The sequence below is a fragment of the Streptomyces sp. NPDC026092 genome (assembly GCF_040638605.1).
Taxonomy (GTDB): domain Bacteria; phylum Actinomycetota; class Actinomycetes; order Streptomycetales; family Streptomycetaceae; genus Streptomyces.
In genome coordinates, this window is sequence record NZ_JBEZYN010000001.1 from 35,453 (window position 1) to 50,371 (window position 14,919).

The following is a 14,919-nucleotide window of genomic DNA, read 5'->3' on the forward strand; positions in this document are numbered from 1 at the left end:
CCACCCCCGCCCCCTTCCCGACAGGCCCCTGACACGCGGTGTTGTGCGCGTGCACAACCCACCGCCGCGCCCGCTGGTCACCGGCAGCGTTTCGGCCGCCGCACGTGGACGGGCGGGCAGCGCGGTGCTGGGGTGAGCGCCACTGAACGGGCCACGGAAGGGGAGCCATGGGAGGGACCGCACTCGCCCTCGAGGTAGCGGACCTGTCGGCGGGATACGGACCGGTACGTGCGCTGAGGCAGGTGTCGCTCACCGTGCCGGAGGGCGGAGTCGTCACCGTCCTCGGCGGCAACGGAGCGGGCAAGTCCACGCTGCTGCGAGCCGTCTCGCGCACACTGTCGTTCCACGGCGGAGCCGTTACCTCCGGCACCGTGACCTTCGGCGGCCGCCCGATCGGCGGGCTCGCCCCCGACCGGGTCGTCGCCGCCGGGGTCTCCCAGGTGCCGGAAGGGCGGCAGGTCTTCGCGCGGATGACCGTCGAGGACAATCTGCGCGCCGGGGCGCTCGGCGCGAGCGGCGACCGCGCGGCGAAGGCGACGGCCCTGAAACGGGTCCACGAGCTCTTTCCCGTCCTCGCCGAGCGCGCCCACCAGCGCGCCGGGCTCCTCTCCGGCGGCGAGCAGCAGATGCTCGCCGTCGGCCGGGCCCTGATGGCCTCGCCGAAGCTGCTGCTCCTGGACGAGCCCTCGCTCGGCCTCGCCCCGCTGATGGCCGCCCGGATCGCCGACACGATCCGCGAGATCAACGCCCAGGGCACCGCCGTGCTCCTCGTCGAACAGAACGCGGCGCTCGCGCTGCGGCTCGCCACCCGGGCGTACGTCCTGGAGGTCGGCGAGGTCACCCTCTCGGGACCGGCCGCCGAACTCGCCGCCTCCGACGAGGTCCGCCGCCGCTACCTGGGCGTGGTGGACGAGGACGCCGCCGCCGACGCGGCGACCGCCGCCACCGTCCACCCGGTGCTCTCCCGCTGGCAGGAGGCCACGAAGCGATGACCCCCACAGCCGAGCACCCCGAGCGTCCCGAGGCCCCCGCCGCCCCCGAGGCCCTCGAAGTCCGCGACCTCACCGTCCGCTTCGCCGGGCTCACCGCCCTCGACGCCGTCTCCTTCACCGTCCGCCCCGGTACCGTCCACGCCGTCATCGGCCCCAACGGCGCCGGCAAGTCCACCTGCTTCAACGTGCTCTCCGGGGTCTACCGGGCGACCTCCGGCAGCGTCCGCTTCGGCACGCACGAGCTGACCGCCCTGCCCCCGCACAAGATCGCCGAGCTCGGCGTCGCCCGGATCTTCCAGAACCTCGCGCTGCCGCCCCGCGCCACCGTCGAGGACAGCCTGATGCTCGGCCGGCACCGGCTCACCCGGACCGGCTTCGTCGCCGCCGGGCTCCGGCTGCCGTCCGCCGCCCGCGAGGACGTCCGCCACCGGGCCCGCGTCCGCGAGATCGCTGCCTTCGTCGGCCTGGAGAAGCAGCTCCAGCAGCCCGCGGGCTCGCTTCCGTACGGGCAGCAGAAGCTGGCCGAACTCGCGCGTGCCCTCTGCATGGAGCCCCAGCTGCTCCTCCTCGACGAACCCGTGGCAGGCATGACCGCCGACGAGCGGCGCCGTACCGCTGCCGTCATCGCGGGTGTCCGGGACAGCCTCGGGATCTCCATCGTCCTCGTCGAGCACGACATGGGGGTGGTGATGCGGCTCGCCGACGCCGTCACCGTCCTCGACTTCGGCCGCCGGATCGCCGACGGCGCCCCCGGCGACGTACAGAACGACCCGGCGGTCGTCCGCGCCTATCTCGGAGAGGAGACCGCCGAGTGACCACCTTCGCCGAACTCCTGCTCAACGGCGTCTCGTTGGGCTCGATCTACGCCCTCATCGCCCTCGGCTTCGTGGTGATCTTCCGCGCCACCGAGGTCGTTAACTTCGCCCACGCCTCGCTGCTCCTCGCCGGCGGGTACTTCACGGCCGTTCTCCACGACGACATCGGCTTCTGGCCCGCCCTCGCCGTCGGTATCGGGGGAGCGGCGGCAGTCGGCGCCGCCGTCGAGTTCCTCGTGATGCGCCGCTACCGCGGCTCCGACCACAGCGTCCTCGCCATCGTCACCATCGGCGTCGACATCCTGCTCGCCACCGAGCTGACCCGCCGCATCGGTACGGACATCCTGTCGCTCGGCGACCCGTGGGGTGACGCCGTCGTCACCGTCGGCTCGATCACTCTCGCGCAGACCCGGATCGCAGCCTTCCTCCTCGCGGGCCTGCTCATCACCGCGTTCCTGCTCGCCTTCCGGTACACCTCCTGGGGCGTCGCCATGCGCGCCGCCGCCGAGAACCAGGAGACCGCCGCCCTGATGGGCATCCGGCTCGGCCGCGTCTCGCTCGGCGCCTGGGCGGTGGCCGGCGGACTCGCCGCCGTCGCCGCGCTCTTCCTCACCGTCTTCCCCACCCCCGGCCTGGAGCGCTCCACCTCCTTCGCCGCGATGAAGGCCTTCCCCGCCGCCATCCTCGGCGGCCTCGACTCCACCACCGGCGCTCTCGTCGGCGGCCTCCTGGTCGGCGTCACCGAATCCCTCGCCACCGGCTACCAGGGCGATCTGACCTTCCTCGGCCGGGGCATCGGCGACCTCGCCCCGTACCTGGTGATGGTCGCGGTGCTGCTGATCCGTCCGGCCGGACTCTTCGGTACGAAGGAGCTGGCCCGTGTCTGAGACCCTCGCACCCCGCTCCTTCGCCGCGCTCGCCCGGCCCCGCGTCTACGGGTGGGCCGCCGCCGGCCTCGTCCTCGCCGCGTTCCCCTTCTACCTGGACCGCTTCTGGCTCCAGGCCGGGCTCTTCGCCATGGCCGCCGCGATCGGCGCCATCGGCATCAACCTGCTGACCGGCGCCACCGGCCAGCTCTCCATGGGCCACGCCTTCTTCCTCGCCGTCGGCGCGTACGGCTACTGCGCCTTCGCCGGCGACGGGGCGGACGGGCTCACCGGGCTCGGCCTGCCGGGCTGGCTCGCCGCCGTCCTCGCGGTCGTCCTCGCGGGCCTCGCGGGCGGCGTGTTCAGCCCGATCGCCGGCCGGCTGAGGGGCGCGTACCTCGGCATCGCCACCCTCGCGCTGATCTTCATCGGCCAGCACGTCCTCTTCAACGCCCACGACCTCACCGGCGGCTTCAACGGCCGCGCGGTGCCCCCGCTGAGCCTCTTCGGGATCACCTTCGACGACAGCGAGCTGCTCGTCGCCCAGGTGCCGTTCGGCTCCGCCGAGAAGCTCTGGTACCTCGGCCTCGTCCTCCTCCTCGCGGGCGCCCTCTTCGCCCGCGGGGTCCTGCGCGGCCGCCCCGGCCGCGCCATGAACGCCATCCGGGACCACCGGATCGCCGCGGGCGTCATGGGCATCCCCGTGGCCCGCTACCGCGCCGCCGTCTTCGTCCTGTCGTCCATGTACGCGGGTCTGGCGGGCGTTCTCCTCGCGCTGGTCTTCCAGCGCACCGTGCCGGAGTACTTCGGCATGCTGCTCTCCCTCGAATACCTGGCCATGATCGTCATCGGCGGTCTCGGCTCGGTCGCCGGCGCGGTGGTCGGAGGCGTCTTCGTCTCCCTGCTGCCGCAGCTCCTCAACCGGTACAGCGACGCGCTGCCCCTGGTCTCCGCCCCCGGGACGGGCGGGATCGCACCGGGGGAGGCCGCCCGCTACCTCTACGGCGCCGCCGTCGTCGCGGTGGTGCTCTTCCTGCCCGGAGGCCTGGTCCGGCTGGCCGCCCGGAAACCCAAGCGATCCACCCAACCCTCGACCTCGCACTCCTCTGGGGAGGAACGATGACCCACCGACGACTGGCGTCCAGAACCCTGGCCGTCGCGCTCGCCACCCTCGTCGCCCTGACCGCCGCCGGCTGCAGCTCCAAGGCCAAGACCGGCGAGGACAAGGGCACCGGCGCCGGCGGGGTGAAGACCGGCACGGGCGTCACCAACAAGACGATCACGCTCGGCGCGCTCACCGACATGACCGGCGTGTACGCCACGCTCGGCAAGAGCGTCACGCAGGCCCAGCAACTGTACGTGAAGCAGGTCAACGCGGCCGGCGGGATCTGCGGCCGGCAGCTGGAGCTGACGGTCCGCGACCACGGCTACGACCCGCAGAAGGCGCTCTCCGCCTACACCGAGCTGGAGCCGAAGGTGGTCGGCTACGCCCAGTTCATCGGCTCGCCGTTCGTCGCGGCGGTCAAGCAGCGCGTCGACGGCCAGGACAAGGGGCTCGTGCTGCCCCAGGCCTGGTCCGCCTCGCTGCTCGGCTCCCCGTACATCCGCGTCCTGGGCTCGACGTACGACATCGAGACGATCAACGCCGTCGACTTCCTGGTGAAGGAGAAGGGCCTCAAGGCGGGCGACAAGCTCGGCCACGTCTACTTCGAGGGCGACTACGGCGAGAACGCGCTCGCGGGCTCGAAGTACGCGGCCGAGAAGGCGGGCCTGACCGTCGTCGAGCAGAAGATCAAGCCCACCGACAACGACATGTCGGCGCAGGTCGCCGCGCTCAAGCAGGCGGGCGTCAAGGGGATCGTGATCAGCGCGGGCCCGCGCCAGGCCGCCTCCCTGGTCGGTGTCGCGGCGGCGACCAAGCTCCAGGTGCCGGTGATCGGCAACAACTCGGCCTTCGCCCCGCAGCTGCTCGGCACCCAGGCGGGTCCGGCCCTGGAGAAGATGTACTGGTTCGCCTCGCCGAGCCTGCCGATCGGCGCGGACACGGAGGCGGCGAAGAAGCTCGTCGCCGACTACAAGGCCGCGTACCCGAGCGACAGCCTCGACAACGGCATCGTCGCCGGCTGGACGGCCGCGAGCGTCTTCGGCGAGGCCCTGAAGAAGGCCTGCGCCTCCAAGGACCTCACCCGCGAGGGCATCGACAAGGCGCTGCTCACCCTGAAGGACGTCGACCTCGGCTTCGGCATGAAGCACGACTTCAGCGACCCGAAGGCCCCGTCCTCCCGCGAGTCGGTCATCATCCAGCCCGACAAGACCGTCCCCGGCGGCATGCGTACGGTCCGCGAGCCCTTCGTCTCCGACACGGCGAAGGAGTTCACCCCCAAGGCCGGCTGACCCCCACCGCCCCGATCGCCCCGCCCCGCCCCCGCGCGGCGGGGCTCCGGCGCGTCACCTCCACGAAACAGACCCGTGTGAGGCTCGGCCCCATGAACACCCACACCCCCGCGACCACGGTCGACCGCCTCGACCCCGCCCGGATCCGCGCCCACGCCCAGGACGGCCTCGCCGCCCTCCTCGTCGACGCGGTCGACGGCGGAGCCTCCCTGGGCTTCCTGACGCCCCTGGACCCCACCGAGGCGGCCGGGTACTGGCAGGGCGTCGCCGACGAGGCGGAGCGGGGCGTACGCGACGTCTGGGCGGCCCACGCCCCGGACGGCGAGGTACTCGGCGCGGTCACCCTCGCCCGGACCGACAAGCCGAACGGCCGCCACCGCGGCGAGATCGCCCGGCTGATCGTCCACCGCGCCGCGCGCGGCCGCGGCCTGGGCGCCCGCCTCCTCGCCGCGGCGGAGGCCCACGCGGCCCGCGAGGGCCTCACGCTCCTGGTCCTCGACACCCAGACCGACAGCCCCGCCGAGGCGCTCTACCGCAAGGCGGACTGGACCCCGGCCGGCACGATCCCTGACTACGCCGCCGACCCCACGGGCACCCTCCGCCCCACCACGCTCTACTACAAGCGCCTGACATGAAGCGGACAGCGGACACGACGAAGGGCCCGGAGACCACGTCTCCGGGCCCTTCGTCGTACACGTACACCTGCTTGCCTACGGCACCTGCGCGGCCTCCGCCTGGCGGGCCTCGCGGCTCTCGCGGCGGTTGTCACGGAAGGTGTTCACACGCCGGGCGGTCGCGAAGAGGGGGATCACGGCGCCCAGGACCACCTGCAGCGCGCAGCCGGTCTGGAGCAGCAGCTGCCCGCCCGGGGCGTCGAACGCCCAGGCCGCCAGCATGCCCATCGCACCCACGATCCAGCTGAGCATCGCCACCGCGAGGATGCCCCGCGGCTTCGGGTACTCGACCCGGCTCACCATCAGCCAGGCGACACCGATGATCGCGAGCAGCGTCGGGACGAACGGCAGCTCGAGGAGCACGATCGAGACGACCGTCAGCGCGCCGAAGGGGCTCGGCATGCCCTGGAACATGCCGTCCTTCATCGTCACGCACGAGAATCTCGCGAGCCTCAGCACCACCGCCAGCAGCACCGCGACCGCGGCCACCGCCGAGACCTTCTGCTGAGCCCCGTCCGGGACCGCGACCATGCCGTACACGAGTACGAAGTAGGCCGGGGCCAGACCGAAGCTGATGAGGTCCGACAGGTTGTCGAGCTCCGCGCCCATCGGCGACGAGCGCAGCTTGCGCGCCACGATGCCGTCGAAGAGGTCGAAGATCGCCGCGGCCAGCATGAGGATCACGGCGGTGGCGGCGCTGTTGCGCGCCATGCCGGTCTCCGTGCTGCCCGTGAGGTGCGGGATGAGGATTCCGGTGGTGGTGAAGTACACCGCCATGAATCCACACGTGGCGTTACCGAGCGTGAGGGCGTCCGCTATGGACAGCCTCAGCGACAGCGGCATCTCCTCCGACTCCTCGGCCTCCTCGGCGTCGGCCCAGTCGGCGGCCCGGGTGTCGGGATCAATCACGGTCAATGCGAGTCACCCCCGCGGTCGTGGTCTGACCGACCTCGACGGCGACGTCGACACCTTCCGGAAGGTAGATGTCAACGCGCGACCCGAAGCGGATCAGACCGATGCGCTCGCCCTGCTCGACCTTCGTCCCCTGGGGGATGTACGGCACGATGCGCCGAGCGACGGCACCGGCGATCTGCACCATCTCGATGTCACCGAGCTCGGTGTCGAAGTGCCAGACAACGCGCTCGTTGTTCTCGCTCTCCTTGTTGAACGCCGGGACGAACCCGCCGGGGATGTGCTCCACGGACGTCACCGTGCCGGCCAGCGGTGCGCGGTTGACGTGGACGTTCAGCGGGCTCATGAAGATGGCGACCCGGGTGCGTCCGTCCTTCCACGGCATGATGCTCTGCACCACACCGTCGGCGGGGGAGATGACCCGGCCCTGCGCGATCTCGCGCTCGGGGTCGCGGAAGAACCACAGCATGCCCGCCGCGAGCGCGGTGGTGGGCACGGCGATGGCCGCGGCACGCCGGGACTTGCGCGCACGCGCGAGGCTCAGCGCCGCGGTGGCGACGGTCGGCAGAAGCCACGGCGATGCTCCGCGTGCGATGCGTACGCCGGAGAGGCTGTCGCGAGGTGCAGAGGTTTGGCTGTGGGGCATGGATGACCTTCGTAGCGGATGATGCCGCACTGGCAACGGGGACGGCGGCTTTCAAACGATGCTATCGGTTGCGGGCCGCAACTGGGTAAGCCAGAAGCCGAGTCGGCGGCCGGAAGACGAACACGGGGTGTGATCTTCTTCGCGGCCGAACCGACTCAAAGGCGACAATCAACCCTGGAACCGGTACTCCTCGAGGAGCCTACGACCGATGATCATTTTCTGGATCTCGGCGGTACCTTCACCGATGAGCAGCATCGGCGCCTCACGGTAGAGGCGCTCGATCTCGTACTCCTTCGAGAACCCGTACCCACCGTGGATACGGAAGGCGTCCTCGACGACTTCCTTGCAGTATTCGGAGGCGAGGTACTTCGCCATCCCCGCTTCGAGGTCGTTTCGTTCCCCGGAGTCCTTTTTGCGTGCTGCGTTCACCATCATCGCATGAGCGGCCTCGACCTTGGTAGCCATCTCGGCGAGCTTGAACTGAATCGCCTGGTGCTGGGCGATCGCCTTGCCGAAAGTGTGACGTTGCTGGGCATACGAGACACCCAGCTCGAAGGCACGCTGCGCGACACCGCAGCCACGGGCCGCGACATTCACGCGGCCGACCTCCACGCCGTCCATCATTTGGTAAAACCCTCGGCCGGTGACCCCGCCGAGGACCCGATTGGCCGGAATGCGCAGTCCGTCCATGATGAGTTCGGTCGTGTCGACGCCCTTGTAACCCATCTTGTCGATCTTCCCCGGGATGGTGAGGCCGGGGCGGACCTCTCCGAAGCCGGACTCCTTCTCGACGAGGAAGGTCGTCATCGACTTGTGGGGCGCCGTACCCTCGGGGTGTCCTTCGTCACTTCGGACGAGAACGGCGACCAAGGTTGACGTTCCGCCGTTCGTCAGCCACATCTTCTGGCCGTTGAGGACGTACTCGTCGCCGTCCTTGACGGCCTTGGACGTGATGGCCGACACATCCGAGCCGAGGCCCGGCTCCGACATCGAGAACGCGCCACGCGTCTCGCCGGCCGCCATGCGCGGAAGGAAGTAGTCCTTCTGCTCCTGGGTGCCGTGCTGCTTGAGCATGTACGCGACGATGAAGTGCGTGTTGATGATGCCGGAGACCGACATCCAGCCACGGGCGATCTCCTCCACGCACAGCGCGTAGGTGAGCAGCGACTCGCCCAGGCCCCCGTACTCCTCGGGGATCATCAGACCGAAGAGGCCGAGCTCCTTGAGCCCGTCCACGATCTGCTGCGGGTACTCGTCGCGGTGCTCCAGCTCGGTCGCGACCGGGATGATCTCCTTGTCGACGAACTCCCGGACGGTCTTGAGGATCTCCTGCTGGACGTCCGTGAGCCCGGCGGTCTGGGCGAGTCGGGCCATGGCTACTTCTCCGTCTTCTTCGCGGGCTCGATGAGCTCGGGGCGGCCGGGCTGCTCGCCGCCGCGCTCCTTGATGTACGTCTCGGTGGGGACCATCACCTTGCGGCGGAAGACGCACACCAGGGTGCCGTCCTGCTTGTAGCCCTTGGTCTCCACGTAGACGATCCCGCGGTCGTTCTTCGACTTCGACGGGGTCTTGTCGAGGACCGTGGTCTCGCCGTAGATGGTGTCGCCGTGGAAGGTCGGGGCCACGTGGCGCAGCGACTCGATCTCCAGGTTGGCGATCGCCTTGCCCGAGACGTCCGGCACGGACATGCCGAGCAGCAGCGAGTAGATGTAGTTGCCGACGACGACGTTCTTGCCGAAGTCCGTCGTGTTCTCGGCGTAGTTCACATCCATGTGCAGCGGATGGTGGTTCATCGTCAGCAGACAGAAGAGGTGGTCGTCGTACTCGGTGACCGTCTTCCCGGGCCAGTGCTTGTAGACGGCGCCGACTTCGAACTCTTCGTAGGTACGGCCGAACTGCATGGGACTCAGGCCTCCGGGATCTCGAACTTGCTGGTGCGCTGCATGCCGGCGGCGCGGCCCTTGCCGGAGATGACCAGGGCCATCTTGCGGGAGGCCTCGTCGATCATCTCGTCGCCGAGCATGGCCGAGCCCTTCTTGCCGCCGGCCTCGGAGGTGTAGTAGTCGTACGCGTCCAGGATCAGCTCGGCGTGGTCGTAGTCCTCCTGCGAGGGCGAGAAGATCTCGTTCGCGGCGGCGACCTGGTCCGGGTGCAGCACCCACTTGCCGTCGAAGCCGAGGGCCGCGGCGCGCTGGGCGACCGCCTTGTAGCCCTCCTGGTTGCGGATCTGCAGGTACGGGCCGTCGATCGCCTGGAGGTTGTTGGCGCGGGCGGCCATCAGGATGCTCATCAGGATGTGGTGGTAGGCGTCCGCCGGGTAGCCGGGCGGCTGCTCGCCGACGACCAGGGACTTCATGTTGATGGAGGCCATGAAGTCGGCCGGGCCGAAGATGATCGTCTCCACGCGCGGCGAGGCCTGCGCGATGGCGTTGACGTTGTTCAGACCCTGGGCGTTCTCGATCTGCGCCTCGATGCCGATCTTGCCGACCTCGAAGCCCATCGTCTTCTCGATCTGCGTGAGCAGCAGGTCGAGCGCCACGATCTGCTGGGCGTCCTGGACCTTCGGCAGCATGATGCAGTCGAGGTTCTGGCCGGCGCCCTCGACGACGGTGACGACGTCCCGGTACGTCCAGTGGGTCGTCCAGTCGTTGACCCGCACGACGCGCGTCTTGCCGGTCCAGTCGCCCTCGTTGAGGAACTTGACGATGGTGTGCCGGGCCTCGGGCTTGGCGAGCGGCGCGCAGGCGTCCTCCAGGTCGAGGAAGACCTGGTCGGCGGGGAGCCCCTGGGCCTTCTCCAGGAAGCGCGGGTTGGAGCCGGGGACCGCCAGGCAGGAGCGGCGGGGGCGCAGCCGGTTCACGGGGGAAGCGGGGCTGGTCATGCGGGGACCTCCAGGGGGTCGAGCTTGTTCGCTTTCCGGATCTCGTCGACGATACGGCCGATGATCTCGGTGATGCCGAAGTCCTTCGGGGTGAAGACGGCGGCCACACCCGCCCGCTTCAGTTCTGCGGCGTCGGCGTTCGGGATGATCCCGCCGACGATGACCGGGACGTCGTGCGCGCCCGCCTCGCGGAGGCGGTCCAGGACGTCGGGGACCAGCTCGGCGTGCGAGCCGGAGAGGATCGAGAGGCCGACGCAGTGCACGTCCTCGGCGAGGGCCGCGTTCACGATCTGCTCGGGCGTCAGCCGGATCCCCTGGTAGACCACCTCGAAACCGGCGTCACGCGCGCGTACGGCGATCTGCTCGGCCCCGTTGGAGTGTCCGTCGAGGCCCGGCTTGCCGACCAGGAGCCGCAGCCGTCCGGAGCCGAGCTCCGCGGCCGTCTTCGCCACCTTCTCCCGTACGAGAGCCAGCGGCGTGCCCTCCTCGGCCGTCACCGCCACCGGGGCGGAGGAGACGCCCGTGGGGGCGCGGTACTCGCCGAACACCTCGCGCAGCGCCCCGGCCCACTCGCCCGTGGTGACCCCGGCGCGGGCGCACTCCAGCGTGGCCTCCATGAGGTTCGCGGAGCCCTTGGCGGCCTCCTTCAGGCGCTCCAGCGCCTTGCAGGGCCGCGGGTGGTTGAACGGCGGCTGGTAGCGGGTGTCGCGCCAGTGCCGGAGGGAGGCGACGACCTTGGCCTCGTTCGCCGGGTCGACCGACATGATCGCCGTGTCGAGGTCCGCGGTGAGCGGGTTCTCCTCGGTCGACTGGAAGATGTTGACGCCGATGATCTTCTCGTCGCCGGCCTCGATCCGCGCCCGCCGCTCGGCGTGCGAGGAGACCAGCTGCGACTTCAGGTAGCCGGACTCGACGGCGGCCATCGCACCGCCCATGGCCTGGATCCGGTCGATCTCCGCCAGGCACTCCTCGACGAGCGAGTCGACCTTGGCCTCGATCACGTGCGAGCCGGCGAAGATGTCCTCGTACTCCAGCAGGTCGGACTCGTGGGCGAGCACCTGCTGGATACGGAGCGACCACTGCTGGTCCCACGGGCGGGGGAGCCCGAGGGCCTCGTTCCAGGCGGGCAGCTGGACGGCACGCGCGCGTGCGTCCTTGGAGAGGGTGACGGCCAGCATCTCCAGGACGATCCGCTGGACGTTGTTCTCCGGCTGCGCCTCGGTCAGGCCGAGCGAGTTGACCTGGACGCCGTAGCGGAACCGGCGCTGCTTCTCGTTCTCGATGCCGTACCGCTCACGCGTGACCTTGTCCCAGATGCGGCCGAAGGCGCGCATCTTGCACATCTCCTCGATGAAGCGGACGCCCGCGTTCACGAAGAACGAGATGCGGGCGACCACTTCGCCGAAGCGGTCGGCGGGGACCTGACCGGAGTCCCGGACCGCGTCGAGCACCGCGATCGCGGTGGACATCGCGTACGAGATCTCCTGGACCGGAGTGGCCCCCGCCTCCTGCAGGTGGTAGCTGCAGATGTTGATCGGGTTCCACTTCGGGATGTGGTTCACCGTGTAGGTGATCATGTCCGTCGTGAGGCGGAGGGAGGGGCCGGGCGGGAAGACGTGCGTCCCGCGCGACAGGTACTCCTTCACGATGTCGTTCTGGGTGGTGCCCTGGAGCTTGGTGACGTCCGCGCCCTGCTCCTCGGCGACCACCTGGTAGAGCGCCAGCAGCCACATCGCCGTGGCGTTGATGGTCATCGAGGTGTTCATCTGCTCCAGGGGGATGTCCTGGAACAGCCGGCGCATGTCACCGAGGTGTGAGACCGGGACCCCGACCCGGCCGACCTCGCCGCGGGCGAGGATGTGGTCGGGGTCGTAGCCGGTCTGCGTGGGCAGGTCGAACGCGACCGAGAGACCGGTCTGACCCTTGGCCAGGTTGCGGCGGTACAGCTCGTTGGACGCCTCGGCGGTCGAGTGGCCGGCGTAGGTCCGCATGAGCCACGGCCGGTCCCTTTCCCTACGCGCCTGCGGCTGAGGGCGCTCAGAGCCGGCGTCGACGTTCCTCGGCCCGCGGTCGCTGCGCTCCCTTGCCTTCGTCTCTTTCGACTCCGGCGCGCCCTCAGCCGCAGGCGCAGTCTGACGCTCTGTCATGGACGTGTCCCGCTTTCTCAGATGTTGCGGAAGCGGTTGATGGCGTCGATGTGCTTCGCGCGCATCTCCGGGTCGCGGACGCCGAGGCCCTCCTGGGGGGCGAGCGCGAGGACGCCGACCTTGCCCTGGTGGAGGTTGCGGTGGACGTCGTAGGCCGCCTGGCCGGTCTCCTCCAGGGAGTAGACCTTGGAGAGCGTCGGGTGGATCTTGCCCTTCGCGATCAGCCGGTTGGCCTCCCAGGCCTCGCGGTAGTTGGCGAAGTGGGAGCCGATGATGCGCTTCAGCGACATCCACAGGTAGCGGTTGTCGTACTCGTGCATGTAGCCCGAGGTCGAGGCGCACGTGGTGATGGTGCCGCCCTTGCGGGTGACGTAGACGCTCGCGCCGAAGGTCTCGCGGCCGGGGTGCTCGAAGACGATGTCGATGTCCTCGCCGCCGGTCAGCTCGCGGATGCGCTTGCCGAAGCGCTTCCACTCCTTGGGGTCCTGGGTGTGCTCGTCCTTCCAGAACTTGTAGCCCTCGGCGTTGCGGTCGATGACCGCCTCCGCGCCCATCGCCCGGCAGATGTCGGCCTTCTCGGGGGAGGAGACGACACAGATCGGGTTGGCGCCGCCGGCCAGGGCGAACTGGGTGGCGTACGAACCGAGTCCGCCGCTCGCGCCCCAGATCAGGACGTTGTCGCCCTGCTTCATGCCGGCGCCGTTGCGGGAGACCAGCTGGCGGTACGCGGTGGAGTTGACCAGGCCGGGGGAGGCGGCCTCCTCCCAGCTCAGGTGGCCGGGCTTCGGCATCAGCTGGTTGGACTTGACGAGCGCGATCTCCGCGAGCCCGCCGAAGTTGGTCTCGAAGCCCCAGATGCGCTGCTCGGGGTCGAGCATCGTGTCGTTGTGGCCGTCCGAGGACTCCAGCTCGACCGAGAGGCAGTGCGCGACGACCTCGTCGCCCGGCTTCCACGAGTTCACGCCGGGGCCGGTGCGCAGCACGACGCCCGCGAGGTCGGAGCCGATGATGTGGTACGGCAGGTCGTGGCGCTTGCTGAGCTCGCTGAGCCTGCCGTAGCGCTCCAGGAAGCCGAAGGTCGACACCGGCTCGAAGATCGAGGTCCAGACCGAGTTGTAGTTCACGGAGCTGGCCATGACGGCGACCAGGGCCTCGCCCGGGCCGAGCTCGGGGAGCGGCACGTCGTCCAGGTGGAGCGACTTGCGCGGGTCCTTCTCGCGGCTCTCGAGGCCGGCGAAGATCTCCGTCTCGTCCTTGTGGACGGTCACGGCGCGGTACGACTCGGGGAGCTTGATGTGGGCGAAGTCCGAGGACGTGGAGTCCGGGGACTGGATCGCGTCCAGGATGTCCTTCACGGGGTGCCTCCGGCGGAGCGGTGAACGTCAGGGGAGTTACTGCGGTGGAGGTGTGCCGTCGGTTCGGCGGGGGTGGTGCGGTGGGTCGCGCCTGGTGGGCGCTGACGTTGCCTGTGACGCAGGCGTCCGGGCGCACAATCACGATCGCTTGTGGGGACAGCCGGCGCACGAGGAGATCTCTGCGCGCCGGCCGCCCGGACACCATCAACGTATGGCACCGCGTGTCACCTGACAAGGCACTGCGTGCCAACAATTTCACTCATATGCAATCTGCTGGTCACACATGAGCGATGATCGATCGAAGTGGGCCCGTAATCGGTACGAAAACGGCGAAGGCCGCCCCCCGTGGTCGGGGGCGGCCTTCGCCGTGACTGCTGCTGTCTCAGCCCTTCAGGGCCTGCTGGATGGTCCGCATGACCTCGTCGAGGGATGCGCCCGTGCGGGCCACGGCGATCACCACGTCGCCCTCGCCGGTCACCGTCGCCGCGGCCGGACCGGACGCCGGACCCGACGCCGTTGCCGGCGTCTGTGAGCCGCCCTGCGTGGCCGACGCCGGCCGGGCGCCTATGCCGGAGCCGAAGGTCTCCCGGACGATCGCGAAGGCGTGGTCCAGCTGGGCCTCCACGTCGCCCTGGCCGCCCGCCCGCAGCCAGCGGCGCAGCACGTGGTTGTGGGCCGTGACGACCGCGGAGGCGGCCACCTCGGCGAGCAGCGGGTCGTCGTTGCCGTCGTGGTGGTCCCGCTCGTCGAAGTGGCCGAGCAGATAGCGGGTGAACAGCCGCTCGTAGCGGGCCACCGAGGCGATCTCACGCTCCCGCAGGGTGGGTACCTCGCGGGTGAGCCGGTAGCGCTCCACGGAGACCGCCGGGGACCCCGCGTACATCTTCATGACTTCCTTGATGCCCCGGCAGACGGTGTCCAGCGGGTGCTCGTGCGGCGGCGCGGCGTTCAGCACCGCCTCCGCCCGCACCAGGGTGTCGTCGTGGTCCGGGAAGATCGCCTCTTCCTTGGACCGGAAGTGGCGGAAGAACGTCCGGCGGGCGACCCCGGCCGCCGCCGCGATCTCGTCGACCGTCGTGGCCTCGTACCCCTTGGTCGCGAAGAGCTCCATCGCCGCGGCCGCCAGCTCACGGCGCATCTTCAGGCGCTGCGCGGCCGCACGGGTGCCCGCCGCGCTCTCCGTGTCGGCGGTGGACAGGGACGTGGCACGGGGTGACTTCGCGGCCTTGGACATGTC

13 protein-coding genes and 1 pseudogene are annotated in these 14,919 nt (G+C 70.0%); 6 read left to right on the forward strand and 8 right to left on the reverse strand.

What is annotated here, in order from left to right:
* The first annotated feature begins 167 nt into the window (after positions 1 to 167).
* The 6 genes from AB0F56_RS00155 (at position 168) to AB0F56_RS00180 (ending at position 5,702) form a co-directional block, all read left to right on the forward strand.
* A complete protein-coding gene (locus tag AB0F56_RS00155) occupies positions 168 to 992 on the forward strand; it encodes an ABC transporter ATP-binding protein (RefSeq protein WP_362002376.1) in 825 nt (274 codons plus the stop codon).
* Positions 989 to 1,807: an ABC transporter ATP-binding protein gene (locus AB0F56_RS00160; RefSeq protein ID WP_362002377.1), complete on the forward strand. Its 819-nt coding sequence runs from the start codon at positions 989 to 991 to the stop codon at positions 1,805 to 1,807. The genes AB0F56_RS00155 and AB0F56_RS00160 overlap by 4 nt, the downstream gene beginning before the upstream one ends.
* Complete coding sequence (locus tag AB0F56_RS00165; RefSeq protein ID WP_362002379.1) at positions 1,804 to 2,694, forward strand: branched-chain amino acid ABC transporter permease; 891 nt, start codon at positions 1,804 to 1,806, stop codon at positions 2,692 to 2,694. The genes AB0F56_RS00160 and AB0F56_RS00165 overlap by 4 nt, the downstream gene beginning before the upstream one ends.
* Complete coding sequence (locus AB0F56_RS00170; protein ID WP_362002381.1) at positions 2,687 to 3,796, forward strand: branched-chain amino acid ABC transporter permease; 1,110 nt, start codon at positions 2,687 to 2,689, stop codon at positions 3,794 to 3,796. The genes AB0F56_RS00165 and AB0F56_RS00170 overlap by 8 nt, the downstream gene beginning before the upstream one ends.
* Positions 3,793 to 5,067 carry an ABC transporter substrate-binding protein gene (locus AB0F56_RS00175; RefSeq protein WP_362002383.1) on the forward strand — a complete coding sequence of 425 codons (1,275 nt, stop codon included), beginning with the start codon at positions 3,793 to 3,795 and terminating at the stop codon, positions 5,065 to 5,067. Before AB0F56_RS00170 ends, AB0F56_RS00175 begins: the two co-directional genes overlap by 4 nt.
* Before the next feature lie 92 nt (positions 5,068 to 5,159).
* Positions 5,160 to 5,702, forward strand: coding sequence for a GNAT family N-acetyltransferase (locus AB0F56_RS00180; protein ID WP_362002385.1), 543 nt, complete (start codon positions 5,160 to 5,162; stop codon positions 5,700 to 5,702).
* A gap of 75 nt (positions 5,703 to 5,777) precedes the next feature.
* Here the strand turns inward: AB0F56_RS00180 and pssA are convergent, their stop codons facing one another.
* The 8 genes and pseudogenes from pssA to AB0F56_RS00220 all read right to left on the reverse strand — a co-directional run bounded on the left by pssA (position 5,778) and on the right by AB0F56_RS00220 (position 14,916).
* Positions 5,778 to 6,650 carry a CDP-diacylglycerol--serine O-phosphatidyltransferase gene (pssA, locus tag AB0F56_RS00185; protein ID WP_362003178.1) on the reverse strand — a complete coding sequence of 291 codons (873 nt, stop codon included), beginning with the start codon at positions 6,648 to 6,650 and terminating at the stop codon, positions 5,778 to 5,780.
* A complete protein-coding gene (locus tag AB0F56_RS00190) occupies positions 6,643 to 7,299 on the reverse strand; it encodes a phosphatidylserine decarboxylase (protein WP_362002386.1) in 657 nt (218 codons plus the stop codon). The genes pssA and AB0F56_RS00190 overlap by 8 nt, the downstream gene beginning before the upstream one ends.
* Before the next feature lie 168 nt (positions 7,300 to 7,467).
* Positions 7,468 to 8,673: an acyl-CoA dehydrogenase family protein gene (locus tag AB0F56_RS00195; protein WP_189834655.1), complete on the reverse strand. Its 1,206-nt coding sequence runs from the start codon at positions 8,671 to 8,673 to the stop codon at positions 7,468 to 7,470.
* A 2-nt stretch (positions 8,674 to 8,675) separates the two neighbouring features.
* On the reverse strand, positions 8,676 to 9,200 hold the full coding sequence (locus AB0F56_RS00200; RefSeq protein WP_030320137.1) for a MaoC family dehydratase: 525 nt from the start codon (positions 9,198 to 9,200) through the stop codon (positions 8,676 to 8,678).
* Between the two features lie 5 nt (positions 9,201 to 9,205).
* On the reverse strand, positions 9,206 to 10,180 hold the full coding sequence (locus AB0F56_RS00205; protein WP_362002387.1) for a CoA ester lyase: 975 nt from the start codon (positions 10,178 to 10,180) through the stop codon (positions 9,206 to 9,208).
* Positions 10,177 to 12,195 (reverse strand): annotated as a pseudogene (locus AB0F56_RS00210) (protein meaA); the annotation flags it as partial. The gene AB0F56_RS00205 and the pseudogene AB0F56_RS00210, both read right to left, overlap by 4 nt.
* 149 nt (positions 12,196 to 12,344) lie before the next feature.
* Complete coding sequence (ccrA, locus tag AB0F56_RS00215; protein WP_362002389.1) at positions 12,345 to 13,682, reverse strand: crotonyl-CoA carboxylase/reductase; 1,338 nt, start codon at positions 13,680 to 13,682, stop codon at positions 12,345 to 12,347.
* A gap of 382 nt (positions 13,683 to 14,064) precedes the next feature.
* Positions 14,065 to 14,916, reverse strand: a complete 852-nt coding sequence (locus tag AB0F56_RS00220; RefSeq protein WP_362002391.1) for a TetR family transcriptional regulator — start codon at positions 14,914 to 14,916, stop codon at positions 14,065 to 14,067.
* Between the last annotated feature and the right edge of the window lie 3 nt (positions 14,917 to 14,919).

What these genes read in the sequence shown, in the direction of transcription:
- AB0F56_RS00155 (WP_362002376.1), top strand. Translation starts at nt 168, where the DNA reads ATGGGAGGGACCGCACTCGCCCTCGAGGTAGCGGACCTGTCGGCGGGA.
- AB0F56_RS00200 (WP_030320137.1), bottom strand. Translation starts at nt 9,200, where the DNA reads ATGCAGTTCGGCCGTACCTACGAAGAGTTCGAAGTCGGCGCCGTCTAC.
- AB0F56_RS00180 (WP_362002385.1), top strand. Translation starts at nt 5,160, where the DNA reads ATGAACACCCACACCCCCGCGACCACGGTCGACCGCCTCGACCCCGCC.
- AB0F56_RS00175 (WP_362002383.1), top strand. Translation starts at nt 3,793, where the DNA reads ATGACCCACCGACGACTGGCGTCCAGAACCCTGGCCGTCGCGCTCGCC.
- AB0F56_RS00195 (WP_189834655.1), bottom strand. Translation starts at nt 8,673, where the DNA reads ATGGCCCGACTCGCCCAGACCGCCGGGCTCACGGACGTCCAGCAGGAG.
- AB0F56_RS00160 (WP_362002377.1), top strand. Translation starts at nt 989, where the DNA reads ATGACCCCCACAGCCGAGCACCCCGAGCGTCCCGAGGCCCCCGCCGCC.
- AB0F56_RS00190 (WP_362002386.1), bottom strand. Translation starts at nt 7,299, where the DNA reads ATGCCCCACAGCCAAACCTCTGCACCTCGCGACAGCCTCTCCGGCGTA.
- AB0F56_RS00205 (WP_362002387.1), bottom strand. Translation starts at nt 10,180, where the DNA reads ATGACCAGCCCCGCTTCCCCCGTGAACCGGCTGCGCCCCCGCCGCTCC.
- AB0F56_RS00220 (WP_362002391.1), bottom strand. Translation starts at nt 14,916, where the DNA reads ATGTCCAAGGCCGCGAAGTCACCCCGTGCCACGTCCCTGTCCACCGCC.